This window comes from Pseudomonas sp. KH_024_B2, assembly GCF_057839965.1.
In genome coordinates, this window is sequence record NZ_CM174502.1 from 3436875 (window position 1) to 3461374 (window position 24500).

Annotated in this window: 19 protein-coding genes and 1 pseudogene; 3 read left to right on the top strand and 17 right to left on the bottom strand. The window is 59.9% G+C overall.

The genetic code is table 11. The annotated features are described in order from the left end of the window. Positions 1–112 precede the first annotated feature (112 nt). The 14 genes from hemN to AC3I0A_RS16025 all read right to left on the bottom strand — a co-directional run bounded on the left by hemN (position 113) and on the right by AC3I0A_RS16025 (position 17135). Positions 113–1501: an oxygen-independent coproporphyrinogen III oxidase gene (gene hemN, locus AC3I0A_RS15960; RefSeq protein ID WP_489372993.1), complete on the bottom strand. Its 1389-nt coding sequence runs from the start codon at positions 1499–1501 to the stop codon at positions 113–115. After that, positions 1498–2847 (bottom strand): oxygen-independent coproporphyrinogen III oxidase, encoded by a 1350-nt coding sequence (locus tag AC3I0A_RS15965; RefSeq protein WP_489372994.1) that lies wholly within the window; start codon positions 2845–2847, stop codon positions 1498–1500. Before AC3I0A_RS15965 ends, hemN begins: the two co-directional genes overlap by 4 nt. A gap of 273 nt (positions 2848–3120) precedes the next feature. Next, the gene (locus tag AC3I0A_RS15970; RefSeq protein ID WP_489372996.1) at positions 3121–3564 is read right to left on the bottom strand and encodes a CopD family copper resistance protein; all 444 of its coding nucleotides are present in this window, start codon (positions 3562–3564) and stop codon (positions 3121–3123) included. A gap of 344 nt (positions 3565–3908) precedes the next feature. Further along, positions 3909–4685 (bottom strand): TorF family putative porin, encoded by a 777-nt coding sequence (locus tag AC3I0A_RS15975; RefSeq protein ID WP_489372997.1) that lies wholly within the window; start codon positions 4683–4685, stop codon positions 3909–3911. Between the two features lie 72 nt (positions 4686–4757). Next, on the bottom strand, positions 4758–6500 hold the full coding sequence (locus tag AC3I0A_RS15980) for an amidohydrolase (RefSeq protein WP_489372999.1): 1743 nt from the start codon (positions 6498–6500) through the stop codon (positions 4758–4760). A 54-nt stretch (positions 6501–6554) separates the two neighbouring features. Then, complete coding sequence (locus tag AC3I0A_RS15985; RefSeq protein WP_489373001.1) at positions 6555–7853, bottom strand: NAD(P)/FAD-dependent oxidoreductase; 1299 nt, start codon at positions 7851–7853, stop codon at positions 6555–6557. A gap of 52 nt (positions 7854–7905) precedes the next feature. Further along, the gene (locus tag AC3I0A_RS15990; protein ID WP_489373002.1) at positions 7906–8994 is read right to left on the bottom strand and encodes a polyamine ABC transporter substrate-binding protein; all 1089 of its coding nucleotides are present in this window, start codon (positions 8992–8994) and stop codon (positions 7906–7908) included. Positions 8995–9044: 50 nt separating this feature from the next. After that, positions 9045–10403 (bottom strand): glutamine synthetase family protein, encoded by a 1359-nt coding sequence (locus tag AC3I0A_RS15995; protein ID WP_489373003.1) that lies wholly within the window; start codon positions 10401–10403, stop codon positions 9045–9047. A gap of 153 nt (positions 10404–10556) precedes the next feature. Further along, positions 10557–11438 carry a helix-turn-helix domain-containing protein gene (locus AC3I0A_RS16000; protein ID WP_489373004.1) on the bottom strand — a complete coding sequence of 294 codons (882 nt, stop codon included), beginning with the start codon at positions 11436–11438 and terminating at the stop codon, positions 10557–10559. A 385-nt stretch (positions 11439–11823) separates the two neighbouring features. Beyond that, positions 11824–12273 carry a potassium channel family protein gene (locus tag AC3I0A_RS16005; protein ID WP_489373006.1) on the bottom strand — a complete coding sequence of 150 codons (450 nt, stop codon included), beginning with the start codon at positions 12271–12273 and terminating at the stop codon, positions 11824–11826. 11 nt (positions 12274–12284) lie between these two features. Continuing rightward, positions 12285–13310 (bottom strand): DUF2955 domain-containing protein, encoded by a 1026-nt coding sequence (locus AC3I0A_RS16010; RefSeq protein WP_489373007.1) that lies wholly within the window; start codon positions 13308–13310, stop codon positions 12285–12287. A gap of 19 nt (positions 13311–13329) precedes the next feature. After that, a complete protein-coding gene (locus AC3I0A_RS16015) occupies positions 13330–14472 on the bottom strand; it encodes an HlyD family secretion protein (RefSeq protein ID WP_489373009.1) in 1143 nt (380 codons plus the stop codon). Beyond that, positions 14469–16019: an efflux transporter outer membrane subunit gene (locus AC3I0A_RS16020; protein ID WP_489373011.1), complete on the bottom strand. Its 1551-nt coding sequence runs from the start codon at positions 16017–16019 to the stop codon at positions 14469–14471. Before AC3I0A_RS16020 ends, AC3I0A_RS16015 begins: the two co-directional genes overlap by 4 nt. Before the next feature lie 18 nt (positions 16020–16037). Further along, positions 16038–17135 (bottom strand): AI-2E family transporter, encoded by a 1098-nt coding sequence (locus AC3I0A_RS16025; protein WP_489373013.1) that lies wholly within the window; start codon positions 17133–17135, stop codon positions 16038–16040. 176 nt (positions 17136–17311) lie between these two features. Between AC3I0A_RS16025 and AC3I0A_RS16030 the strand changes: the two genes are divergently transcribed. After that, a complete protein-coding gene (locus tag AC3I0A_RS16030) occupies positions 17312–17830 on the top strand; it encodes a transporter suffix domain-containing protein (RefSeq protein ID WP_489378513.1) in 519 nt (172 codons plus the stop codon). 165 nt (positions 17831–17995) lie between these two features. Here the strand turns inward: AC3I0A_RS16030 and AC3I0A_RS16035 are convergent, their stop codons facing one another. The 3 genes from AC3I0A_RS16035 to AC3I0A_RS16045 form a co-directional block, all read right to left on the bottom strand. Continuing rightward, positions 17996–20419, bottom strand: a complete 2424-nt coding sequence (locus tag AC3I0A_RS16035; protein WP_489373014.1) for a TonB-dependent siderophore receptor — start codon at positions 20417–20419, stop codon at positions 17996–17998. Between the two features lie 228 nt (positions 20420–20647). Continuing rightward, positions 20648–21598: a FecR domain-containing protein gene (locus AC3I0A_RS16040; protein WP_489373016.1), complete on the bottom strand. Its 951-nt coding sequence runs from the start codon at positions 21596–21598 to the stop codon at positions 20648–20650. Then, positions 21595–22104: a sigma-70 family RNA polymerase sigma factor gene (locus tag AC3I0A_RS16045; RefSeq protein WP_489373018.1), complete on the bottom strand. Its 510-nt coding sequence runs from the start codon at positions 22102–22104 to the stop codon at positions 21595–21597. The genes AC3I0A_RS16040 and AC3I0A_RS16045 overlap by 4 nt, the downstream gene beginning before the upstream one ends. A 317-nt stretch (positions 22105–22421) precedes the next feature. Here AC3I0A_RS16045 and AC3I0A_RS16050 point away from each other — a divergent pair, with 317 nt between their 5' ends. Next, entirely contained in the window at positions 22422–23534 is a 1113-nt protein-coding gene (locus AC3I0A_RS16050) for a CapA family protein (RefSeq protein ID WP_489373020.1), read from the top strand. 29 nt (positions 23535–23563) lie between these two features. Beyond that, a pseudogene (locus AC3I0A_RS16055) lies at positions 23564–24229 on the top strand (substrate-binding domain-containing protein); the annotation flags it as partial. Positions 24230–24500 lie beyond the last annotated feature (271 nt).

The following is a 24500-nucleotide window of genomic DNA, read 5'->3' on the forward strand; positions in this document are numbered from 1 at the left end:
ACGCTCTGACTTCAAAGGCGGGATCTGGCGGTCATGTTAGGGAGCCTTGCGCCCCCTGCCCTTGATTGAAATCAACTCGAGGGCCGTTGCCCCAGCACAGTGTTGCACCCCGTCAAACCGTGCGGGAAAACCGGCCTTTTTGCTCGCCACCCAGATAGGCGTCAAACGCCATCGCCGCACTGCGCATCAGCAAATGCCCTTGGGGCAACAGCACCAGCTCGTCGTGGTGAATCTCCAGCAGTCCGTCGCGAACATGCTCGTCAAGCTGCGCCAGTGCCTCGGCAAAATACTCGGTAAAGCGGATGCCATGCCGCGCTTCGAACTTGCTGAAATCGATCCGCCCGTGACACATCAGATCGCTGATCACCTCGCGGCGCAGCAGGTCATCGGCGCTCAAACGGTAACCCCGATGCACCGGCAACAAGCCCTGATCCAAACGCGCGTAGTACTGCGAAAGCTCTTTGACGCTCTGGCTGTAGCTGTCGCCGACCTTGCCGATCGAAGACACCCCAAGGCCGATCAAATCGCAGTCGGCATGGGTCGAGTAGCCTTGAAAATTGCGCTGCAGCGTACCCTTGGTCCGGGCCAGCGTCAGCTCGTCGTCCGGCAAGGCGAAATGGTCCATGCCGATATAGACATAACCGGCCTCGGTCAGACGGCTGATGGTCAGCTCGAGCAACTCCAGCTTGCGCTCCGGCGGCGGCATGTCGGCCGGGCGAATCAGCCGTTGCGCGCGCACCAGTTCCGGTAAATGGGCGTAGCTGTAGGCAGCAATCCGATCCGGACGCAATGCGATGATCTTGCCGAGGGTGACATCGAAACTCTTCACGGTTTGCAACGGCAGGCCGTAAATCAGATCGACGCTGACCGACTTGAATTGCGCCTGACGAGCAGCCGCGACCAGCCCATAGATCTGTTCTTCGCTTTGTAAACGATTGACGGCGGCCTGCACGTCGGGGTCGAAGTCCTGCACGCCGAAGCTCAGGCGGTTGAAACCCAGCTGGCGCAACGATTGAATCTGTTCGGTGCTGATGGTGCGCGGGTCGACCTCGATGGAAAACTCGTGGTCATCGCTGTCATCCATGTCGAATGCCTGATGCAGGCAGTCCATCAGGTCAGCCAGCTGCTCGCCGGTCAAATAGGTCGGCGTTCCACCGCCCAGATGCAGTTGCGTGAGCTTGCGGCTGCTGTCGAACAACGCGGCCTGCATAACGATTTCACGCTTGAGGTACGTCAGGTACTCGACGGCGCGATGGGTTTTCTGGGTAATGATTTTGTTGCAGGCGCAGTAGTAGCAAAGGCTTTTGCAAAACGGAATATGGATGTACACCGACAGCGGTTTGGGAACGTGCGCCTGATTGCTGTCCCGGGCGGCACGTTGATAGTCGTCGACGGCAAAGGCCTGATGGAACTGTGGTGCGGTGGGATAAGAGGTATAGCGCGGCCCCGGGCGGTCATACTTTTCGACCAGGGCTCGATTGAAATCAAATGAAGGTTTCATGCTCGATCAACTCGCAGTTGGGTTCTTGCACCGCCCAAATCCTTTTCAAACAGGTTGCAGATGGCATCCACTTCCAGCCGACCGGCGGGAAGGATGCTGATGAAACGGTCCGACAGCTCAATCAGCCCGTCCCGACTCAGTTGCTTGAGCAACGGCCAGGCAGATGAAAAGTACTTGCGAAAAATCAGTCCATAGCGCGTTTCGATGGCCTGGATATCCAGCTCCAGGTCACACGCCAGGCGCTCCATGACCATGTGCCTGACCTGATCACCCGCCTCACAGCGCCAGCCGCGACACGTTGGCAATTGGCCCATGTCCAGTTGCTGCCGATAACGCTGGAGATCGTCAGTGTTTTGCGCATACAAATCGTCGAGCTGGCTGATGGCGCCGATTCCGAAGCCGACGTGATCGCAATAGCCATGGCTGGTAAAACCCTGACAATTGCGGCGTAACCGGCCCCGTTCCTGAGCGATCGCCAGATCATCATCGGGTCTGACAAATTGTCCCAGACCGATATAGTGATAGCCCGCCGCGCTCAGCTGCTCGAAGCAGCTCCGGCGCATCGCGCCTTTGTCGTCCTGACCACAGAGCGCTCTTACGTTATCCCCGCTCAGCGGCCGATAACGTTGTGGCGGCTGGGCATAGTCGAACACCTGCAGCCTGTCCGGCTCCAGCTCGATAATGGTCGCCAGCTTCAGCGCGAAACTCGCCGGCGTCTGCCAGGCATGGCCATAACCCAGATCGACGTTGATCGAGCGATAGCCGAAGGTGCGAGCGGCGTCGATCAGTGAATGAATCGGCGCCGGATTCTGGTAGCAGGCAACCGACATTTCACTGTCCGTGCCGATATCCGGAACGCCGATGCTGACATGATTGAATCCCTGCTCGCGCAGCAAGCCCATGGTCGACCAGTCTGTATGGTGAAGATCCACCTCAATGCTGTAGTCACCACATTCATGGTCGAGAAAGTTGAACCGGTTGCGCAGATGACTCATCAGCCGCTGCAGATCGGCAATGGCGGGTGTTCCGCCACCCAGATGAAATTGCTCGACCCGTTGCTCCGCACCCAGGTGACAACCGACCAGATCGATCTCCAACTCCAGGCGCTGAAGATAATCTTCAATACCGCTGCGCAGAGAGCTGAAAGAAGACTTCAGGCTGGATGGCAACTGCACATTCAGGGACAGCGGACGTTGCTTCTGACGACTGCCGCGCAACACACGGAGCAAATCCAGAGAGCCGATGCCGCCATGAAATTTTCGGCTATCAGCATGGCAGTTGGGATCGAGCACGCCTTGATCACGCCGAATGAACAGCTCGCTGGGGTTATGGAAAAGATCGAGCATGACGGTCTCCGAGACTGGCTGCGGATGGTCAGTGTCCGGGTTTACCGATCGATGCTCCTTGATTTGTATCAAGCGTGGGCCAAGCAATTGCAGAACACGACAGTCGGTCAGTCAAGCAGACACGGGCTCGATGCAAAGGAAATCCAATGTGGGAGCGAGCTTGCTCGCGATGGCAGCGACGCGGTACATCTGAAAAACCGCGGTGCCTGCATCGCGAGCAAGCTCGCTCCCACATTAGACCTGTGAAGCTTTGGAGATTTAGGTCAAGCCCGGTTACCACGTCAGGTAGAACATGCTCTTGGCCAATAGCACGATTGCAACCATATGGCAGAACAGGCTGCCATGAATGAAATGCAGGTATCGGGCATTCATGCGTCCAGTTCTGAACAGGAACATGGCGCCCAGGAAATGCAGCAATACGCTGACGGCGAGGATGATCTTCAACGTCAACAACGTACCGAACGATGAGGCCAGCGGCGAGGCCAGCGCCGGTAGATAGCGCAGCCAGATCATCCCCAGCCCGGCGCCGAACAATACCAGCAACACCCAGGGCATCAGCGTTCGGGCCCGGCGACCGATCCCCTGCTCGACCAGCAGCATCACCTTGACCGATAGCTGCTTGCGGATGCTTTCCAGGAACAGGACTTCAAAGAATACCGTCCCGATAAAGATCAGTGCGGCGAATAGATGCAGGGTCAACAGGAATGGATAAATCATGGTCGCCTCTTCTTTCGCGGCGATCTTGTCGAGGACCTTTTCGGGCAGATCAGGTCAGTCTCGAGAAACAACGACGCACGGAGCATTCTCACCCTCTGTGCTCAGTTCGACCTTGACGCTGATCAACATCAATCGCGAGCAGTCGAGCGTCGACCGGCGCTCCCACATTGATCGTTCCCACGCTCCCGCGTGGGAATGCAGCAGGTGACGCTCTGCGTCACATTCAAAAGCGGACGCAGAGCGTCCAGGGATGCATTCCCACGCAGAGCGTGGGAACGATCAACGCCGCCCGGACCAATCGAGCGTCGACCGGCTACTCCCACATCAGATTTGACCATTTGGCTTTAGAAGGTCTTGCCGGCGCTGGCCACCAGTGTCGCGCTGCACAGGTCGTCGTAACCGGTAAAGCTCAGGCATTCGGTTTTCGAAAGGTCGGTATCGATATAGCTCAGGCCCCAGGTAATGCCGACAACGTCACGACTGAGTTTAATCTCCCAGTCGTGGTAGTCGGCGCGGCTGCTGCCATTATCGCTGAAGAATACGTCGTCCTTGTAGTCGACGTATTCATAGCGCGCTTCCAGTCCAATTTCCGCAGGCAGGACCGTGCGATAGCCAATAAACACTGAAGAAAAGTCTTCGTCTTTTTTGCCCGTGCGCAAATTGCCCTGCTCATCCTCGTAGTCCGGGCCCTTCATGTTGCTGGCGTATTTGGCACCGAGCAAAACACCATACACATCAAGGGTGGACTGGATGTCGTTCTGGTTGTACTGGCTTTCCCGGGGAAACTCATACTTGGTGTAGAACGTGTCGAGGCTGATGTCGTCGCTGATTTGCCAGTAATAACCGCCGTAGTATTCGATCTCCTGGCGCGTGCTGGAGTCATAGCCAAAATCGACATTCGAGGTCCAGACGCCGGCATACAAGCCGTTGGAGTGGATGAGGGTGATCGCCAGTTGCGCGGCGGGATCGCCCCGTGTTTGCGAGATGCCGCTACTGCGATAGTCGCTGACCAGTGCTGGAGCAATGGTCAGAGTAAATTTTTCGCTGAGTTCCAGCGCCTGGGCGTTGAGCAGTGGCGACAGTGCCAGGCCGGCAAGCACGAAGACAGATAATGCGTTCATATCGGTTCTCTTGTTTTTATGGATGTACGGAGGCTCGCCCACAAAGGTGCAGCGCGGCGTCAGCTGTGATTGTCAGGCGTCGGGGGCGTAAACCTGCTTGCCGGCGAAAAAAGTTTTCAGAACCTTGGTGTCGAACAACTCGACATCGCTGACCTTGAATACATCACGATCGAGAATGATCAGGTCGGCCTGCTTGCCGGGCGCCAGAGAGCCAATCTGCTGATCCAGACGCAGGGCTTTGGCGGCGTTGATGGTGTAGGCATAGAACATGGCCTGGCGATCGATGCTTTCCTTGGCATTGAGCACGCCTAGCGGCCCTTTGCGAGTGCTGGCCTGAGCGATGGCGTTCCACGGATTGGGGCCGGACACCGGCCAGTCACTGCCGCCGGCGATGACCGCGCCAGCGCTATACAAGGATTTGGCTGGATATTGGTAACCGTAAGCAGACGCACTGATATAGGGTTTGACCAACTCCACGGTGTAACTCTCGCCGGTGGCCCAAAGCAGTTGCATGGAGGCGATCACCCCAAGCTGCTTGAAACGTGGAAACTCTTTGGGGTCGACCAGTTGCAGGTGGCTGATGCTATGGGCCATCGGTGTCGGGTTGAGCTTGCGCGCATAGGCAAAGCCATTGAGTGATTCACGGACTGCCCGGTCGCCGACCGCATGCATGTGCACGATCCAGTCGCGCTTCTCCGCCGCCACCACCAGCTCACCGAAATGTGCAGGCTCGATCAGCAACTGACCGTTTTTCTGACTGTTCTTGTAGGGGGCAACGACCGCCGCGGTCTGGCCGGGAAACTCCAGAACGCCGTCGGCGAATACCTTGATGCCGGGAAAGGTCAGGTTGGGCACGCCTTCGAATTTTTTTATCACCGTGGCCAGCACCTCCAGGTCGGCCGGCCGGCTTTTTGGATTGGCCAACAGCAGCGCGGCGACGTGTGCGCTGAGTTCGCCCTGCTCCGCCAGTTTGCGGTAGAGCGGCAGTATCCCGTAACTCTGCTCGGTTGCATTGAAATCGAACAACGAATCGCCACTGCCGGCATTCGCCGCCGCGTCCATCCAGGCGGTGACGCCATATTGATTATTGATTTTCACCGCCGTGCGGGCAGCCTTGAGCATGACCTCTTCGCTGGCCGCGGGAATCTGGCTGCGTACCCGGTCCCAACCAGATTCGGCAAAATAACCATTGGGGGTGAAATCGGCTTCATGGCCGACAAAGCTGCGCTCTTTTCCCGGCAGGCTTTTGACCAGCGCGGCGTCGATCTTCAGGCGCTTGAGCATGGCGTTGTTGGCCCAGCCGGTATGACCGTCAATGCCGCTCAATACTACCGGCTGGTCGGCCCAACGGCCCTGATTGAAGCGTTTGCCCAGTTCACGGCTTTGCTCCCAGTAAGCCGAACTGACCCCGGCAATGCTGATCACGTCACCGGCGCGCGCGTGACCCGCCTGATCCTGCTCGATGATCCATTGCTCAAGCACTGGCAACGGCTTTACTTCGTCCAGCAGATTGGCACGCAGGCTGTCGAAGGCGGCAACCACCGGATGGCTATGGGTATCAATCATTCCTGGCATCAGCACCTTGCCCGCCAGATCGATACGCTGGGTGTTCGCATCGGCCAGTGCGTTGATCTCGGCATCGCTTCCGACCTTGAGAATCCTGCCGTTTTCTACCGCCACTGCCTTGGCCAGGGATTGACCGGGAATGCCGGTAAACACCTTGCCATTGGTCAGTACCAGGTCAGCCGCAGCCATGGCCTGCAACGAGGGGAGCGTTAACATTGCAGCCAGTAAGCCGGGAGTGAATCGCATCATCTGAATGTCCTCTTTTTGTTTTTATCTTGGCTTTGCTCTTGGCCACTGAACGAATCAGTGGCCGGCGATTTCCTTGAGTCGATACCAGCACATGCCCAGTGCCAACAACGGCGAGCGCAACAGTTTCCCGCCGGGAAAGGTCATGTGCGGCACGCTGGCGAACAGGTCGAAGCCCTTGCTGTGTTCAAGGCTGATGGCTTCAGCCACCAACCGGGCCGCCATGTGCGTGGTGTTGATCCCGTGTCCGGCGTAAGCCTGGGCATAGAACACATTAGGTTGGGCCTGCAAGCGGCCAATCTGCGGCAGTCGATTGGCACCGATACCAATCATCCCGCTCCACTGAAAGTCGATGCGTTTGGCCGCGAGCTGTGGGAACACCTCGAGCATTTTCGGCCGCATGTAGCCGGCAATATCCTTCAGGGTCCGTCCCGAGTAGTGACACGCACCACCAAACAGCAGCCGACGATCCGCCGACAGGCGATAGTAATCGAGCCCTACTCGCTGATCGCAGAGTGCCCGGTTGGCGGGTATCAGGGTCTGGGCAAGGGCTTCGCTCAAGGGTTCAGTCGCCACGACGTAGCTACCCGCAGCGAGCACCTTGCCACTGAGTGCCGGTTCCAGATCCCCCAGATGAGCATTGCCCGCGAGTACCAGAGTCCTGGCGTGAACCACACCCTTGGCGGTGTGCACGCGAATGCGGCTGCCATAGTCGATACGAATCGCCGCACTGTTCTCGCACAAACGTACGCCCAGGCGTTGGGCCAGAGCGGCCTCGCCCAATGCCAGGTTGAGCGGGTGCAGATGCCCCGATCCCTCGTCTATCAAGCCGCCGACATAGCGATCGGAGCCGACCACGCGGTGCATGTCGCGTTGTTCGACCAGCTCGACCTTATGGGGATATCCCTGTCTTGCGAGTGCTTCGCGCTCCGCCAACAGGTTTTCATAATGTCGAGGGGTATTGGCCAGCTCACAGTGCCCCCAGCGCAAATCACACTCGATGCCGTGCTGCTGCACTCGCTGACGGACCAGCTCGACAGCCTCCAGGCCCAGTTGCTCAAGCACCTTTACGCCTTCGCTGCCGATGGATTTTTCGTGGGCGCCAAGGTCGTGGCCAATGCCACGAATCAACTGACCGCCGTTGCGGCCAGTGGCGCCCCAGGCTATCTGGTGCGCCTCCAGGACGATCACCGAGTGGCCCCGTTGAGCCAGTTCGATCGCGGTATTCAATCCAGTAAAACCAGCACCCACGATGCACACATCCGCCTGTGCCTGGCCTTCAAGTGGCGGGCAGTCGAGCTGACGATTTCGAGTGACGCTGTAGTAGGTCTGCGGTGAAGAAAACTGGGACGTCATAAGGGCTACTGCCTTTCAGTTGCCGGGCGCAGGTTCCCGCCCGGCGCAGGGGTTAACGACCGGACTTGAGCTTGCTCCACGAGCGATTCATCCAGCGCATGATGTCGGGTGGCAGCTCCGTCGAGACGTAGAGCTTTGCCTGTATCGATTCAGGCGGGTAGATCGATGGGTTGCCGGTGATGTCCGCACTCATCAGCGACGTGGCCTGGCTATTGGCGTTGGCGTAGCCCACATGCTCGCTGACCTTGGTAATCACCTCGGGTTTTAGCAGGTAGTTGATAAACGCATGGGCTTGCTCGGGGTTCCTGGCATCGGCCGGAATCGCCAACATATCGAACCACAGGTTGCCGCCCTCCTTCGGCACGGCGTAGGCGATTTTCACGCCGTTCCCGGCCTCCTCGGCACGCTGGATGGCCTGGTACACATCGCCCGAATAGCCGAAGGCGATACAGATGTTGCCGTTGGCCAGATCCGACACGTATTTGGAGGAATGGAAATAGGTGATGTAAGGACGCAAGGTCAGCAGCTTGCGCTCGGCGACCTTGTAATCCTCAAGCCGGGTGCTGTTGGGATTGAGCCCCAGGTAATTGAGCATCGCCGGCAGGGCTTCGTCCGCGGAGTCCATGAAGGCAACGCCACAGGCTTGCAGCTTCTTGAGGTTCTCGACCTCGAACAACGTGCTCCAGGAGTCAATAGTGTCGACCCCCAGCACCTGCTTTATCTTCTCGACGTTGTAGCCAATGCCATTGGTGCCCCACAAATACGGCACCGAGTATTGATTGCCGGGATCGTTGGCTTGCAGGCGTTGCAGCAATATCGGGTCGAGATTTTTCCAGTTGGGCAGCTGCGCCCTGTCGATTTTCTGGAACGCTCCGGCCTTGATCTGCCGCCCGAGAAAGTGATTGCTCGGCACCACCACGTCGTAGCCGGTGCGCCCGGCCAGCAACTTGCCTTCCAGGGTTTCATTGGAATCGAAAACGTCATAGACCGGCTTGATGGCGGTTTCCCGCTGGAAGTCCACGAGGGTGGTTTCAGCGATGTAATCGGTCCAGTTATAGATGTTCACCAGATCTTGCGCCGAGGCCGGGCCGGCCAGGGCGCAGAGTGTCGTGAGCATGAGTTTCAGGGCGAAAGGTCTCATTCAGATGTCCTTACTGTGGGTACATTTGAGAATGTGTTCAACGCATCGAGCTAGACGCTGAGCAACAGGAACTCACGCTCCCAGGAGCTGATGACCTGCTTGTAGTTCTCGTGCTCGACCCGCTTGACCGCGACAAAGCCTTTGGTGAAACGCTCGCCGAGGTACTCTTTGGTCATGTCCGACTGTTCCATGCGCTCCAGCGCCGCCTCCAGGGTCAGCGGCAGGCGCAGGTTGCGCCGCTCATAACCGCGACCGACCACCGCCGGGCTTGGCTCGACACCCTCGACCATGCCCACGTAACCGCATAACAGGCTGGCCGCCAAGGCCAGATATGGGTTGGCATCCGCACCGGCGAGACGGTTCTCGACCCGACGATTCTGCGGATCCGAATCCGGCACCCGCAGGCCCACCGTACGATTTTCCTCGCCCCACTCGACGTTAACCGGCGCTGAGGTATCGGGTAGAAAGCGCCGGAACGAATTCACATTGGGCGCGAACAGCGGCAGGGTTTCAGGAATGTATTTCTGCAATCCGCCAATGTGCTGCATGAACAATTCACTCATGCTGCCATCGGGATTGGAGAACACCGATACGCCGGTGTGCAGGTCCACCACGCTCTGGTGCAAATGCATCGCGCTACCCGGCTCGCCCGTCATCGGTTTGGCCATGAAGGTGGCGCTGACATCATGTTTGAGGGCTGCCTCGCGCAGGGTGCGCTTGAAGACGATGATCTGATCGGCCAGGTGCAAAGGATCACCGTGACGGAAGTTGATCTCCATCTGCGCAGTGCCTTCTTCGTGAATCAAGGTATCCAGATCCAGCCCCTGGGCCTCGCTCCAGTCATACATGTCTTCGAACAGCGGATCGAACTCGTTGGTCGCCTCGATCGAGTAGGACTGACGCCCGGTCTCCTGGCGACCGGAACGGCCGATCGGTGGTTTCAGCGGGTAGTCCGGGTCGGGGCTGCGCTGAGTCAGGTAGAACTCCATTTCAGGCGCGATGATGGGCTTCCAGCCGCGCTCGGTGTAAAGCCTGAGGACCTTTTTAAGGATATTGCGCGGCGACAGTTCAATCGGATTGCCTTGTTTGTCATAGGTGTCGTGGATGACCTGAGCGGTGGGTTCCAGAGCCCACGGCACCAGGAATACCGCGCCTTCGTCCGGGCGACAATGCATGTCGATATCCGCCGCATCCAGCAGCTCGTAGTAGATATCGTCTTCAACGTAATCGCCGGTGACGGTCTGCAACAAGACGCTCTCGGGCAGGCGCATGCCCTGCTCGTTGAGGAACTTGTTGGTCGGAGATATTTTGCCGCGAGCAATGCCACTCAGGTCCGAGATCAGGCACTCGACTTCAGTGATTTTGTTTTCTTTGAGCCATAGGCTCAGTCGATCCAGATTGCCTTTCATAACGCCTCGTACAGGGAAATGCCTGGGGCGCCCCTATGGCGGCCCGGTTCCATGCTTCAAGGAGATAGTGCAATCGGGAGGATGCCGGCTTCTATCCGATTTACGCCGTTGTTCATGCATCATTTTGGTGCATGAGCAACGGACATCGGCGATTCAGCGGCGGCGCAAGAGTGTGCAGCTGGGAAGCTCGCCGAACAGGCCGCGATAGGCCTCGGAGAAACGCCCCAAATGCCAGAATGACCAGCGCATGGCGATTTCCGCCACGGTGGTCTCACCTGCTGATGTGCGCAGCAGATCGCGGCGCGCGAAGTTCAGTCGGCGCAGTCGCTGCCATTGGCTGGGCGACACACCGGTATAGGAAGTGAAGCTTTGCTGCAACTGACGTACAGAAACCCCGGCGCCATTGGCCAGTTGCAGCACATTGAAATGCTCTTGCGGGCAGGCCATGACCAGATCGAAAACCCGCTGAATCAGCCGCCGATCATGGGCCAGGTGTTTCTGGCTGGCGCGATCCAGCGTCTGGCTCGGGCAGTCGAGGATATACAGGCAATCGTCGACCAGTTGCTGCGCCAGGCCCTCCTCTTCCACCGGAGGTTGTGTTGAGAGCCGTTGCAGCGTACTGCTCAACCAGCGACCGAAGACCTGGCTCTGCTGGGAAACCAGCGGTGTCAGAAACAATCCATCAAGGCTGCTCAGATTCAGGCAGTCGAGTTGTTTCAGGTACTGAGGGCCAATCACCACCGCGACTTCTTTATAGTTCTCCGGCGTGATCCAGGTGTTTTGAGTTTCCTCGTTGAGTAAATACAGCGAGCCATTGCGAGTATCGAAACTGAACACCAATGAATCAGCGGGCGCATGAAAATGCTGTTCTATCCGCGTGTTCATCTGTTCTTCATACACCTCAACGCCGCCCAGCTCCATGTGCACGACCTTGCCCTGAAAATAACCGGGCGACATCTGCTGGTAATGCTCCTGCCAACCGGCGATGACCAGTTGCTGATCCACATCCGCAGTATCGTGCGATTGAATCTGCATGCGGTTTTCCTTGTATCCCTGCTCGGACGAGCCAGGACAGGGTCAGTAATTATCTTTATCCGCGCACCCTAGCAGCGCGTAAAAAACCACGCAAGACGGCAAAATCTGCAAACCGGATGTACGTTAGGACCCGTAGCAGCTGCCGGAGGCTGCGTTCGGTCTGGGCCGCATCCGGACGAAGCGGTCGTAATACAGCAAACGCGTTTCCACAGGAGGAATTGATCGTTCCCTCACTCCCGCGTGGGAATGCAGCCCGTGACGCTCTGCGTCACATCAGGAGCGGACGCAGAGCGTCCAGTGAGGCATTACCACGCAGAGCGTGGGAACGATCAAAGCAGCGCCCCCAATCGCGAGTAATCGAGCGTCGACCGGCTGCTCCTACGGCCTACGGCCGTTCGCTCTTCTGTAGCCTGGCCATGTTGTGCTTGAGGACATCCATCACCGCAGCGGTCATCACCGAGGTGGAGACGCCAAACATCAGGATACCGTTAGCCGCTTCCAGCGGGCCGAGCAGACGCCAGCGTTCGGTCATGACGATATCGCCATAGCCCAGGGTGGCGAAGTTGACCCCCGAGTGATACAGCGCGGTGGCGAACTCGCCAAATTCGCCGAGCAGCATGAACAGCGCGGCCCAGATGGCCATCTGCACGAAATTGCCGAGCAACATCAGCAGCATCACCATCGACAGCATCAGGATATCCAGTAACTGCGATTCGTGGCCTTGTTGGGTATGCCTGAAGCGCACGTAGTAGCGCAGGCACCTGGCCACGAAAATGGCCTGCAGCAGCAGGCAGAGGAACATCACGGGGAGGCCAGTCAGGAGATTGAGCAGCATGGTTGACCTCTTCAGCGCGCGGCCTGCCGCACGCGGCGACGTTGGTCGAGCAGATAGACCATCAGGCAGGCATAGAGGGTAACGACAATGAATAACCCCATGCGCACGGCGAAAGCGGTATAGACATCCTTGCCGGTGGCGCTGTCCTGCACCGACTGGCCGAGCAGGATGATCATGGTCACCAGGCTGTTGAGCCACAACCCCGGGCTTTGCCGGGTCGGGCTCAGGGCATACAGCTTGCGGGCCAGCAGCAAACCGAACAGCAGCATCCACAGGAAGAACATCCACAGATGCACAAACAGGCTGAGGGCGCACCAGAACAGAATCGCCAACAGACCGCCAAGCAAGGTTGAACCGAGCAGTTCGTGAGCGGCATTGCGAGCCGTGGTGGAGCAGCTCTGTTGGCCGAGGCTGACTGCCTTGAGGATAATCGGCAGGTAGCTGGCCGGATCGATCAGCGCCAACAGAAAGGTCGGCAGTACCACCAGCGCGGCACGCAGTGCCACCCAGCTGACCTCTTCGGTCGGTAAGAGCGGGACGGCCGGCGGCGACTGCGCGCCGGCCGGCTCGGGAAATAGCCAATGGCTGACGGACAACGACATGACGGCGAGGAGCAGGCCCTTGACCAGCGCGCCGATGACCATGAGCGCCAGGTCGAAATCGGCGGTGCCGGCTACCGGAATCATGGTCAGACCCATCACCAGGAAAATGACGATCAGGTTGTTAGCGCCGCGCAGTCCAAAGCGGAAAACCACGAACAGCCCCAGGCCGATCAGCAGCACGCCGCTTGCGGGGTAATAACGCAGGATAGGGATCAACAGCAGACCGATACTGGTGGTCAACATCGCTACCAGCGCCAGGCCCAGTCCAGCCTTGAACGGCAGCGGACGGTTGACCGAGGCCAGGAGCATCACACCCAGCACGGGGGCGATAAAGGGGATCGGCAGTGCCAGTCCAAAGCTGGCAGCAAGGCACAACGCCGTGCCGCTGGCCAGGCGCAGCGCTCGCTGAGCGCGGGGGTCGCGCTTAGTAGGCATGCTCTTGATAGGCCCGCTCTTAATAAACATAGGATAGCCAGCTCATCAGACGCAGGAACATGCGCCCGAGTGGATTGAGCGGATTGCCCTGAGTAGGGAACGCCATGACTTCGGCCTGCCCCCCGGCGCGCACGCCGCGGCGGATGTCGCGCAACCTGGCCAACGCATCAGGGGAAAACTCGATAATCACTGGAAAGCGCTGTGCCGGGCGCAGCCAGTCGCGGCTGTTCTGCACACTCGGCAGGGTACCCGGCGGCGTGCTCTGACCGACGCTGACACCGTAGCCGATGCTGCGCACACGGCCCTCGAATATCTCGCCGGGCAAGGAGTCCAGCACAATGGAAACCGGGGTATCGGTTTCGACCAGGCCCAGGTTGTTCTCGGTCATGTCCGCACTGACCCATACGTCATGGATGGCAATCAGGGTCATGACCGGACTTCCGGCAGCTGCAAATTGTCCGGTATCGGTCCGCAGATCGGTGATCAGTCCGGCTGAGCGTGCTCGCACCCGGGTGTTGGCCAGGTCCAGTTCAGCTTTTTCCAGAGCGGTGGCGGAACTGCGCAGCAGAGCGTTATCTTCCTCGCTCCCGCCCTGCTGTTCGCGGGCGCGTTGAACTTCGGCGCGGGCCGCGGCGACCTGACTGATGGCCTGTTGGAGGTTGGCGCGAGACACTTCGAGCAGACGCACGGAAATGGTCCCGGGATCTGCGCGGTACAGGCCTTCAAGGCGCTGGCTATCCTGCCGCGCCTTGAGTTCGTTGGCTTGGGCGGCCCGCAAGGACGCCTGCGCCGAATCAATGCCGGCGGTGCTGGCGCCGATTTGTCGACGGGTCGACTCGAGGTCGGCGCGCGCGCGGTCGACGGCAATCTGATAGGACTGCTGATCCACCTCGAAGAGCACTTCGCCTGCCTTGACGTCCTGATTGTTGCGCACATGCACCCGGGTCACCCGCCCCGCCACTTCCGAGGCCACCGGAATGACAAAGGCCTGTACCCGCGCCTGTTGCGTATAGGGGGTGAAGCGGTCAGCCAGCAGGTACCAGACCAGGCTCAGAACGATCAGCAACAGCACCCACTTGATGCCCTTTTTCGTAGCGTCGGCGGCAGGCTCTGGCGTCTTGGGGGCAGGCGCCTCAGGGGTGGGCTGCGCGGCTTCACTCATGGTTTTTTGACCTCGCGTGGCGTCGGGGTGGAGTTGGCCGCCGGTTCATCCAGCAGGTCGCCCCAGTCAGTACGTTGCTGCATCTGTTCGCGGGTGGCTTGATCCACTCTTGGCAAGGCGCTATACCAGCCCCCTCCAAGCGCCTTGTACAGGGCAATCAGGTTGCTCACGGCATTGCTGCGGCTGAGCAGATAATTGTCCTGTTGCTGGAGCAGCGCGCGCTGAGCATCCAGCACCCGCTGGAAGTCCGAGTAGCCTTCGCGGTATTGGGCGCTGGCCAGGACCAGCGAACGCTGCGCGGACAACGCCGCCTCGCGCAGGATTTGCTCGCGCTCCAGTGATTTGGTCAGGCCGCTGGCGGCATCGTCGGCCTCGCGCGCAGCCTGACGGACTTTGTCGCGGTAGACCTCGATCAATTGCTGCAAGCGGGCATCCTGCACGCGCACGTTGTTGCTGATCTGGCCGTGGTCGAACAGGTTCCAGCGCAGACTGGGGCCGCCGATCAGGTCCAGATTATTGGAGGCACCGCTCAGTGAGGTGGTAGACCAGACGATGCTGCCCAGCAGGGTCAGCGACGGATAGAAATCGCTTTCGGCCACGCCGATGAGCGCCGATTGGGCGGCGACATCGAGTTCTGCGGCGCGTACGTCCGGCCGACGCAGTAGCAGATTGGCCGGTACGTCCTGCAATACGGCGCGGTCAACCAATGGAATCAGCCCCTCTCGCTCGGCGAGCTGCGCCAGCGGACCGGGTGGTCGGCCGATCAGCACTGCCAGTGCATTGCGGGTGCGCAGTACCTGGTCTTCGAGGTCGGGGATGGTGCTCAGGGTGCCCAGGTACTGGGTCTTGGCCTGTTGCAGGTCGAGTTCGGCAGTCTGACCACTGTTGAACAGCTTCTCGGTGATTTCAAAACTGCGTTTTTGCTGCCCCGTGTTCTCGCGGGCGACGCGCAAACGCGCTTCAGTGGTGCGTAGCGCGAAATAGGTGTCTGCCACTTGGGCGCGCAGCAGCACCAGTACGTCCTCATAATTGGCCTGGGCGGCGAAGAAGCCGGCATCGGCCGACTCTATGGCACGGCTGAAGCGTCCCCAGAAGTCCAGCTCCCAACCAATGTCGAAGCCGGCGCTGTGTTGCCAGAAATGGCTGTCCTGCGGGTTGCGCCCACCGGATTGATTGCGGTCCAGGTACAGGCTGTCGGCGCTGGCCTGCTGCAGTTGCGGGTAGCGTCCGCTTTGAGCGATTCCCAGTTGGGCGCGGGCTTCCATCACGCGCAAACCGGCAATCTTCAGGTTGGAGTTGTGCGCATCCGCCAGGGCAATCAGACGATCGAGGACCGGATCGGCGAAGACCTGCCACCACTGACGGATATCGGGTTGTGGATGCTGCTGGCTGGCCTGTTCGAGTGCAGGACTGTTCCAGTGTTCGATCCATGCTTCACGCGGTGGCTGAAAGTCCGGTCCCAGGCGCACGCAGCCGCTGAGGCCCACTCCCCCCGTCAGGAGTGCCCCAATCAGCAATAACCGGCCTCGGCGAAATGAAGGGAACATAGGGCGCGCCAAGTCGCGTCAGCTCAGCCGCTGGTCGTCTGGTCCGTCGACTTGCGACGGCTCCCTCACCCATTGCCAGAACAGCTGATAACCGACCGCCAGTACCACCGGGCCGATGAACAGGCCGATGATGCCATTGGTGACCATGCCGCCCAAGGCACCGATCAGCACCACCGGCATCGGCACATCGACACCACGCCCCAACAGCAGTGGCTTGAGTACGTTATCGGCCAGGCCGGCAACGAAGACATAGACAGCAAAGACGATGGTCGCGGTGCTGGCCCCCTCGGTGGCAAAAACGAAGGCGATCACCGGAAGCGTAATCAGGGTGGCCGGTAGCTGCATGATGCCGAGCAGCAGCACCGCCAGGGCGAGCAGACCCGCGCCGGGGATGCCCTTGAGCACGAAGCCGACGCCAATCAGCAGCATCTGGATGAAGGCGATACCGACCACACCCAGCGCCACCGCGCGGATGGTGGCGGTGCACAGTTCGGTGATTTTCGGCCCCTTGGCCGGACCGCTGAGGCGCGAAGCGATCTGCACCGCGCTGCGGCTGCCACTCTCCCCGTAGGCCATGACGATACCGGCGATGATCAGGGCGAAGAGGATTATGAGGAGTCCCATGCTGGCACCGGCGAGCTTGCTCAAGAGGGTGAGACTGACGCCTTTGATCTGCGGTATGAACTTCTGCGCCAGATCGGGCAGGTCGGTGGCGGCTTGCAGCCAGAAGCCATACAGCGGCTTGCCCACCAACGGCCAAGCGGCTACCGAGTCGGCCGGTGGAGGAATATGAATACTGCCACTCTTGAGCATGCTCATGACACTTTCCACCGATTCAGCAATCGAGGTGCCCAACAGGTAGATCGGCACCAGGAGGATGCCGATGGCGATCAGCACGATCAGCGTCGCGGTACGCCCCTCCTTGTTGCCCAACATGCCCTTGAGCCTGCCTTGCAACGGGTAGAGGGTGATCGCCAGGATCAGCGACCAAAGCATCAGGTCGAGGAACGGGTGGAAGATCTGGAAGCAAAAAATCACCAGAACGGCGATCAGCCCCGCGCGAATCAGTACTTCAAGCAGGCCATGGGAAAACGCTTTCTCGGACGTGGGCACCATTGATTGCCTCCTTGCAGGTCGCTGCACAGGGATGAGGTTGGTTAGCCCAGCATAGACGCTCAACGGACGGCGAGATAAATCTATGCGTTTGGCCGCTTGCCGACGTTCGGGCGTAGTCCTTCACGGCCGTCTAAGCTCCAGACACAACAGCGAATTAATTGAAGGAAGGTACGAAGATGACGAGTTCCGACCAGAACACCCTTGAGGCCGCTTCAGCCGGCTGGCGCTTCAAATTGGGGATCGCAATTATCTGTTTGATGGCGGCATCGTGGCTGATGGTGCCTCTCGCCGCGGCGGCCGATGTACCCGGCTCAAAGGTCGCGGCGCTGACCGGCATCTTGTTTATCAGCAACAAGATCCTGCTGATCCTCGCCATCGCGATCATGGGCAAGTCCGGCTTTCAGCAGTTGAAACGCAGTCTGTTCGGCTACGTGTCCGCGCTGGCTCCCAGCGCAGAAGTCGAGGTTGGCCCTGCTCGTCACAGAATTGGCCTGGTCATGTTCTGCCTGCCGCTGATCTCGGCATTTCTTGAACCCTATATCGATAGCATCTGGCCTGGGCTCAGACCGAATCTCTGGCAGGTCCAGCTACTGGGCGACGCCATGCTGATCGGCAGCTTTTTCGTGCTGGGCGCAAATTTCTGGGACAAGGTTCGCGCGTTGTTCATCCGAACCGCACGGGTTGTCGATGCATAGGCTGCCCAGCGCAGGAGATGCCGCCTCACCCCTCTAATTCGAAATAATGCACTTTGTCATCGAGCATTTGTTCGCCTTTTCTTTATAGGCATACGGTTATGCATGCTCTGCGGATCGCCATAAGGCGACCCGCAGGCAGCGAATTTTCCACTCGGTATGGGCGAATCAGAAGTCAACGGTCGCCGAAAGGAGGTAGGTGCGCGGGGTCGACAGCGTCAAGCCAGGCTCGCTGTCATCCGAGGCCCCGGCCGAACTCCAGTAGCGTTTGTCCGCCACGTTCTCGACATTGGCACGCAGGGTGATGTTCTTTTCCTCGACCTTGAACGCGTAGCGTGCGCCCACGTCAAAACGCTCCCAGGAGTCGATTTCCTTGTTGTTGGACTGATCCAGAAACTGCGAGCTGGAATAGATGCCGCGGCTGGTCAGGGTCAGGCCCTGTACGGTCGGCACGTCCCATTCGGCGCCCAGGTTGACGTTGTATTTCGGCGTGGCAGGCGCCCGGTTGCCGTCGAAGGTGCCGTTGGTGGTATCGGTCAACTCGCTGTCGATGTACATGACACCGCCGAGCAGGCGCAAACCCTTGAGCGGCTCACCGAACACACTCACTTCCACACCAGTGTTTTCACGCTTGCCATTCGGGCCGAAGACGCGCGTCGTGGCGTTGGTCTCGTAGGCCGGCTGCTTGATCCGGAACACCGCGGTCGTGATGGCGAACGCACCGGCGTCATACTTGGCGCCGACCTCGACCTGGCGGCTGATGAACGGCGGGAAGATCTCGTCCTCGTTCACCGAGGTCGACGGGGCGATCTTGCCCTGGCTCAGGCCTTCCATGTAGTTGGCATACAGCGACAGCTTATCGGTTGCCTTGAACAGGATGCCGCCCGACGGCGAAACCTTTTCCTCATCGTAGGCCGTGTCGCCTTTGACATCGTCCGCCCAGTCGTCAACCTTCACCCGCTGCCAGCGGGCGCCCAGAGTCAGCAGCAGCCGGTCATCGAAGAAACCCAGTGTGTCGGACAATGCCACGCCGCTGAAGCGGTTCTCGGTGTAGACCTTCGAATCCTGTCGCGTGGGTCTGACCGGCGTTGGTGTTTCCACGGGGTCATAGAGGTTGCTGGGGGCCGCCGCATAACGGGCGCCGCCATTTTCGAAGTCCATGTAGAAATAGCTGGCAGCCAGGTTGACTTCATGGCTCACCGGGCCGGTATGGAACCAGTTGCGCACCCCGGCCGTGGCCGTCCGGACATTTTCGTCACGGGTGAAGTCACGCGGTGAAACGCTGAAATCGCCGGCGTCGTTGGTGACCGCAACGGCATGCCGGAGAAACTCATGATTACTTTTGCGCGCGCCCACACCGCCGTACAGCATGACGGAATCGCTGACATCGAATTCGCCGTTCACCGTGCCAAAGGTGTCGTTGGTACTCGCCTTGCTCCAGGGCTGCGCATAGTTGTGGCGCACATCGTTCGCATTCGGCACCTTCGCATTGGGGCCGACCTGCACGCGCTCCTGGGGGGCGTCGGTATCACGCTCGGTGCGCCCGATGTCCGTCGAGAGCCGCAGGCGTTCACCGCGAAAATCCAGGCCCAGCACGGCCATCTCGCGGTCGACACTCTGGTGATCCCATTCGGTGTCGCCGGACTGCTTGACGCCGTTGAAACGAATACCGAACTTGTTGTCTTCACCGAAGCGCCGGCTGACATCCACGGCACCACCGGCCTGGTTGTCGGACGCGTAGCTGCCGGTAAACGAAGTGATGGGCTTGTCGGTCGCGCGCTTGGGCACCACGTTGATCCCGCCACCCACGCTGCCCCGCGGCGAAATGCCGTTGATGAGCTGGCTCGGGCCTTTGATGACGTCGACGCGGTCGGCCATCGCCATGTCGATCGTATAGGTCGGCAGGATGCCGTAGAGACCGTTGTAGGCGACATCACTGTTGAACAGGCTCAACCCGCGAATGGTGAACTGCTCATAACGCCCACCCGCCGGGTTGGTGGCGCGAACCGAGGGATCGTTGGCGATCAGGTCGCCCAAGGTACGAGCCTGCTGGTTTTTGACCACCTCGCTGGTGTAGGTGGTCATGCTGAACGGCGTTTCCATAAAATCTCGCGAGCCCAGCAAGCCTTGCGAACCGCGGCGCGCGACCTGACCGCCGGCATACGGATCGCCGTCTGCCCCGTCAGTAGCACCGAGAATCGAGGTGGGGGCCAGTTGCAGGCTGCTGCCTTCTGGTGCCGGGGTCAGGATGTAGGCCTGTTCGCCCACCGGCTGCAGCTGCAGACCGGAACCCTGCAGCAACCGGGCAAAGCCCTCCTCGACCGCGTACTCCCCGGAAAGCCCGGGACTGTTGCGACCGCTGACCAGCGCGGGATCCACCGAAAGGTTGACCCCGGCCAATCCGGCGAAGCGGGTCAACGCGGCGCTGAGGCTACCGGCCGGCACCTGGTAACTGCGCCGAGAGCTGTCTTCGGCCCAGCTGACTGCGACAAACAAAGGACAGGCACCCAGACTCAACAGCAGACTCAGGTGCAACAACGGGCGCAACCTGGAAGAAGCCAGACGCGTACTGCAGGGCATCAATGCGGGCATTGAGAATCTCTCTGATTTCGTTTCACTTGCCTTGAATGACCAGCGAGGCGAAAAAAAGGGACAGGCTTCAGACCAATTAGTTAAGGAAATGAGGTCTCTGTAGGAGCGAGCTTGCTCGCGATGGACCCAAGGGCGACGCGTTTATTCAGAAAACACGCGTTATCGTTAACGTCCATCGCGAGCAAGCTCGCTCCTACAGGGGCGCAGCGTTCGCTGGTATTGCAGGCTTCAGACATTATTTTTTCGCGGCAGCAGCGTGACCCAATAACGAGTACGCGAATGCACCTCCAGCGGCAGGCTGGCGGCCAGTAGCGAGAGAATGCGATCGGTGTCTTCGAGGCGGAAACTGCCAGTGACCCGCAGCGACTCAAGCGCCGGTTCCCAGCGCAGCACGCCCGGTCGATAACTGCTCAGTTCCCGCAGAAAATCCCCCAGCGGCTGGTTCTGCGCCATCAACACGCCCTCGCGCCAACCCGGCGCGAGCACATCGAATGGTTCCACCACCCCCACGCCCGCGGCCAGAAGGTTGACCTGCTGGCCGCCGCGCAACGTCAATGCCGGCCCTTGCAAGGGCCGCAATTGCACCGAACCTTTGAGCACCGACACCCGGCAGCCGAGCGAATTCTGGCGAACGCAGACCTCGCTCTGGCTGACGATGACCTGCCCATAGCGGGTCTGGATCGTCAACGGCGACGTCCCTGGCACCTTCAGCGCCATCTCGCCGTCCACCAGCGTCAAGCGCCGGCTCCCCAGATCCACATTGACGGCGCTGGCGGTATTGAGTTGCACAGCGCTGCCATCGGCCAGCAGTACTTGCTTGCGCTCCCCGGTGGCGGTGTGCAGGTCAGCCCGCCAGGCATCCAGCGGTAATTGCCGACTGAGCATCCAGGCGGCCGGCACCAGCACCGCCACGCCCAATGCGCGCTTAAGCACCGCACGGCGACCCGGCTCCGGGCGATCCAGGCTGACCAGGGCCAGCGCCGAAGGCAGTTCGGCAAAGCGTTGGCGCAAGAGTTGGGCCTTCTGCCAGGCCTGCTCGTGACTGGCACAGCTGTCGCGCCAGCGCTGCAGACCGACTCGATCGCGCTCATTGGCGGTGCCGGACTCCAGCAACGCCAGCCACTGCGCGGCGGCCCGCGCCACTTGACGGGCCTGGGCCGAAGGCGCCGGATTGATCACAGCGCCACCAACAGACAATGTTCGTAGGCTTGCGCCATGTAACGCTTGATCGTGCGCTCTGACACGCCCAGACGTTCGGCGATCTGTTGATAGCCCAGGCCCTCCAACTGGCTCCAGAGAAACGCCCGGCGTACCGCCGTCGGCAGTCCGTCGAGCAATTCGTCCAGCGCTTGCAGGGTTTCCAGCAGCAGCCAGCGCTGCTCGGGAGACGGCACACTGTCCTCAGGCAACAGCGACAACGCATTCAGGTAGGCCTGCTCCAGACTGCGACGCTGGTAAAAGTTGCTCAACAGCCGCTTGCCCACTGTCAGCAAATACGCCCGCGGCTCCTGCAAGTCGGCAATCCGCTGGGAGCTGGCAAGTACCCGCAAGAACGTATCCTGGCTCAGGTCTGCCGCATCACAGCCATTCCCCATGCGTCGCCTCAACCAGCCCTCCAGCCAGCCACGATGGTCGCGATACAGGTCGTGGAGGGTTTGCTCCGTCGGCAACGCTGTATCGCTCATGTCAGGAAACCTTGTACCAAAAAATATTTTAAATGAGACTCATTCTAATTAATGTATAGACTGTAAGCCAAGGGCTTTTATGCTGTAGGACCTTGGAAGGGTTGAAGGCAGGAAGGATGACAGGGATTTTGAGGGTGAAATCACGCCTGATCTCGGTGGCAAGGTTGGCGCTCCATCGTAGGAGCGAGCTTTCGCAGGTTGGCCTGTAGGAGCTCTGAATACCCCAGCCCTCTGACTCAACCGTCGTTAAAGCCCCCGATCACTTTTTCTCAAAGTGGTCTTTCAGGTACGTTATTCGGGATATCCTGGAGAGTGCCATGGCAGCTGTTGCCGATACGCTGAAGCTGTTTCTCGCCGGCGACGTCATGACCGCCCGCGGCATTGACTCAGTACTGCCGCATCCTGGCGATCCGCGGCTTTACGAAGCTTACGTCAAGAATGCCGGCGATTACGTCCGGCTGGCAGAAAGACTCAATGGCTCGATTCCCCGCCCAGTCGATTTCGCCTATGTCTGGGGCGCTGCGCTGGATGAGTTTGAACTTCGCCAGCCACACGCACGCATCATCAATCTGGAAACTGCGGTGTCCCGCCGCGGACGACCGGAGCCAAAGGGCATCAATTACCGCATGAGCCCGGAGAACTTCCCGGCCATCCGCGCAGCCGGCATCGACTGCTGCGTGCTGGCCAACAACCATGTGCTGGACTGGGGCGCAGCCGGCCTGGCCGATACGCTGGATACCCTGGCGAGCAATGGTATGTGCAGCGCCGGTGCCGGGCACAACCGGCAATCCGCCGAAGCACCCGCCGTGTTGCCGCAGCCTGGCGGGCGGCGCTTGCTGGTGTTTGGCCTCGGCGCACCCGACAGCGGCATTCCGTCGGACTGGGTCGCCACGGATAGGCGCGCGGGCGTCGCGCGGCTGGAGGATCTGTCGATGCAAAGCTTGCGCCCTGTGGCCAAACGGATTATCGAGGGCAAAAATCCGTGGGATCTAGTGGTTGCCTCCATTCACTGGGGCGGCAACTGGGGGTTCGATATCCCGCGCGAGCAGGTCCGGTTCGCCCATGCCTTGATCGACGAGGCCGGAGTTGACGTGGTGCACGGGCATTCCTCGCACCACGTCAAGGGCATCGAGGTGTACCGCGAACGCCTGATTCTCTATGGTTGCGGTGATCTCCTGAACGATTACGAAGGCATCGAGGGTCACACAGCCTTTCGCGGCGACCTGGGGCTTCTATACTTTGCCTCGCTGGACCCGGGCGGGCACCTGCAGTCGCTGGACCTGATACCCACCCGCATCCGTCGCTTTCGCATCTGTCGCGCCGAAGGGGATGACCGTCAATGGCTGCACGACACCCTCTCTCGCGAGTGCGCACGCTTGGGCAGCAGCATCCAGCCGGGCGCGAAAAATGCCTTCGAGTTGCGTTGGTAGGAGCGTCTGGACACGACTAAAGTAACCGCGCTTTTTATCAGGGCCTGGCGAAGGCCTTGGCCGAGGCCGCAGCGGCCAGCGTTCGGGCTCAGGTTCGGGTGATGATCCACTACATCGATGACCTGGATCCGGCAGCCACGGCGCAACGTATCCTGCAGCTGCAAGGTGAGGTCGATGCTCTGGGTGTCGTGGCGGCTGACCATGCAGTGGTGCGCAAGGCCGTTGCGCAAATGCGCTCGGCCGGCGTCCCCGTGGTGGCCCTGGTATCCGAGCTGGAGGCTTCGGCAGCCGCAGGTTATGTCGGTGTCGACAACCGGCGCATGGGCCGCACCGCAGGTTGGTTCATTGAACATCTGGCGCCACAACCCGGCCCGGTGGCGGTGATGGTCGGAACCCAGCGCTTTCAATGCCAGGAACTGTGCGAAATGAGTGTGCGCTCGTACCTCTCGGAACAGTCCGCGGATTGGGAGTTACTGGCGACTCGCCTGACGCTGGAGGATGAGGAGTTCGCCTATGCCAGTACCCTCGACCTCCTTAGCAGTGAACCCGAGCTGGTCGGCCTCTATGTGGCAGGTGGAGGAATCGAGGGCGTGCTCAGCGCACTGCGCGTACTGAAAGCCCGGAACATCCCGCTTCCGACCGTGGTGTATCACGACCTGACCCCGATCACATCAAAGCCCCTGCGCGATGGCGTGGGGCCAACCCGTTGCAGGTGATTCGGGCTGACGACGACACACCGGAAAAACAGCGTCCATACGAAAATACAAACCCACCAGCGTGCGTATCATTTTTCCGCGAAAAAAATCTATCAGACCAACGGATGAGTAAAGTACATCCAGCTGCCTGCTTGAGCTCGATGTTATAGAACGTCCGCGATCGAGTTGTTATCAGCATCCGTTACATAAGGTCAGCGTTAGATAACAAGCGCGAATCTGTTATTTCAGGGACAAACCCTGCCCACTCATA

Excerpts from the sequence above, each read along its gene's own strand:
- AC3I0A_RS16005 (WP_489373006.1), bottom strand. The coding sequence starts at position 12,273 with ATGCTGCTCAATCTCCTGACTGGCCTCCCCGTGATGTTCCTCTGCCTG.
- AC3I0A_RS16000 (WP_489373004.1), bottom strand. The coding sequence starts at position 11,438 with ATGCAGATTCAATCGCACGATACTGCGGATGTGGATCAGCAACTGGTC.
- AC3I0A_RS16030 (WP_489378513.1), top strand. The coding sequence starts at position 17,312 with ATGACGAGTTCCGACCAGAACACCCTTGAGGCCGCTTCAGCCGGCTGG.
- AC3I0A_RS15995 (WP_489373003.1), bottom strand. The coding sequence starts at position 10,403 with ATGAAAGGCAATCTGGATCGACTGAGCCTATGGCTCAAAGAAAACAAA.
- AC3I0A_RS15980 (WP_489372999.1), bottom strand. The coding sequence starts at position 6,500 with ATGATGCGATTCACTCCCGGCTTACTGGCTGCAATGTTAACGCTCCCC.
- AC3I0A_RS16025 (WP_489373013.1), bottom strand. The coding sequence starts at position 17,135 with ATGGTGCCCACGTCCGAGAAAGCGTTTTCCCATGGCCTGCTTGAAGTA.
- AC3I0A_RS16050 (WP_489373020.1), top strand. The coding sequence starts at position 22,422 with ATGGCAGCTGTTGCCGATACGCTGAAGCTGTTTCTCGCCGGCGACGTC.
- AC3I0A_RS15970 (WP_489372996.1), bottom strand. The coding sequence starts at position 3,564 with ATGATTTATCCATTCCTGTTGACCCTGCATCTATTCGCCGCACTGATC.
- AC3I0A_RS15985 (WP_489373001.1), bottom strand. The coding sequence starts at position 7,853 with ATGACGTCCCAGTTTTCTTCACCGCAGACCTACTACAGCGTCACTCGA.
- hemN (WP_489372993.1), bottom strand. The coding sequence starts at position 1,501 with ATGAAACCTTCATTTGATTTCAATCGAGCCCTGGTCGAAAAGTATGAC.
- AC3I0A_RS15965 (WP_489372994.1), bottom strand. The coding sequence starts at position 2,847 with ATGCTCGATCTTTTCCATAACCCCAGCGAGCTGTTCATTCGGCGTGAT.
- AC3I0A_RS16015 (WP_489373009.1), bottom strand. The coding sequence starts at position 14,472 with ATGAGTGAAGCCGCGCAGCCCACCCCTGAGGCGCCTGCCCCCAAGACG.
- AC3I0A_RS16045 (WP_489373018.1), bottom strand. The coding sequence starts at position 22,104 with ATGAGCGATACAGCGTTGCCGACGGAGCAAACCCTCCACGACCTGTAT.
- AC3I0A_RS15975 (WP_489372997.1), bottom strand. The coding sequence starts at position 4,685 with ATGAACGCATTATCTGTCTTCGTGCTTGCCGGCCTGGCACTGTCGCCA.
- AC3I0A_RS16010 (WP_489373007.1), bottom strand. The coding sequence starts at position 13,310 with ATGCCTACTAAGCGCGACCCCCGCGCTCAGCGAGCGCTGCGCCTGGCC.
- AC3I0A_RS15990 (WP_489373002.1), bottom strand. The coding sequence starts at position 8,994 with ATGAGACCTTTCGCCCTGAAACTCATGCTCACGACACTCTGCGCCCTG.
- AC3I0A_RS16020 (WP_489373011.1), bottom strand. The coding sequence starts at position 16,019 with ATGTTCCCTTCATTTCGCCGAGGCCGGTTATTGCTGATTGGGGCACTC.
- AC3I0A_RS16035 (WP_489373014.1), bottom strand. The coding sequence starts at position 20,419 with ATGCCCGCATTGATGCCCTGCAGTACGCGTCTGGCTTCTTCCAGGTTG.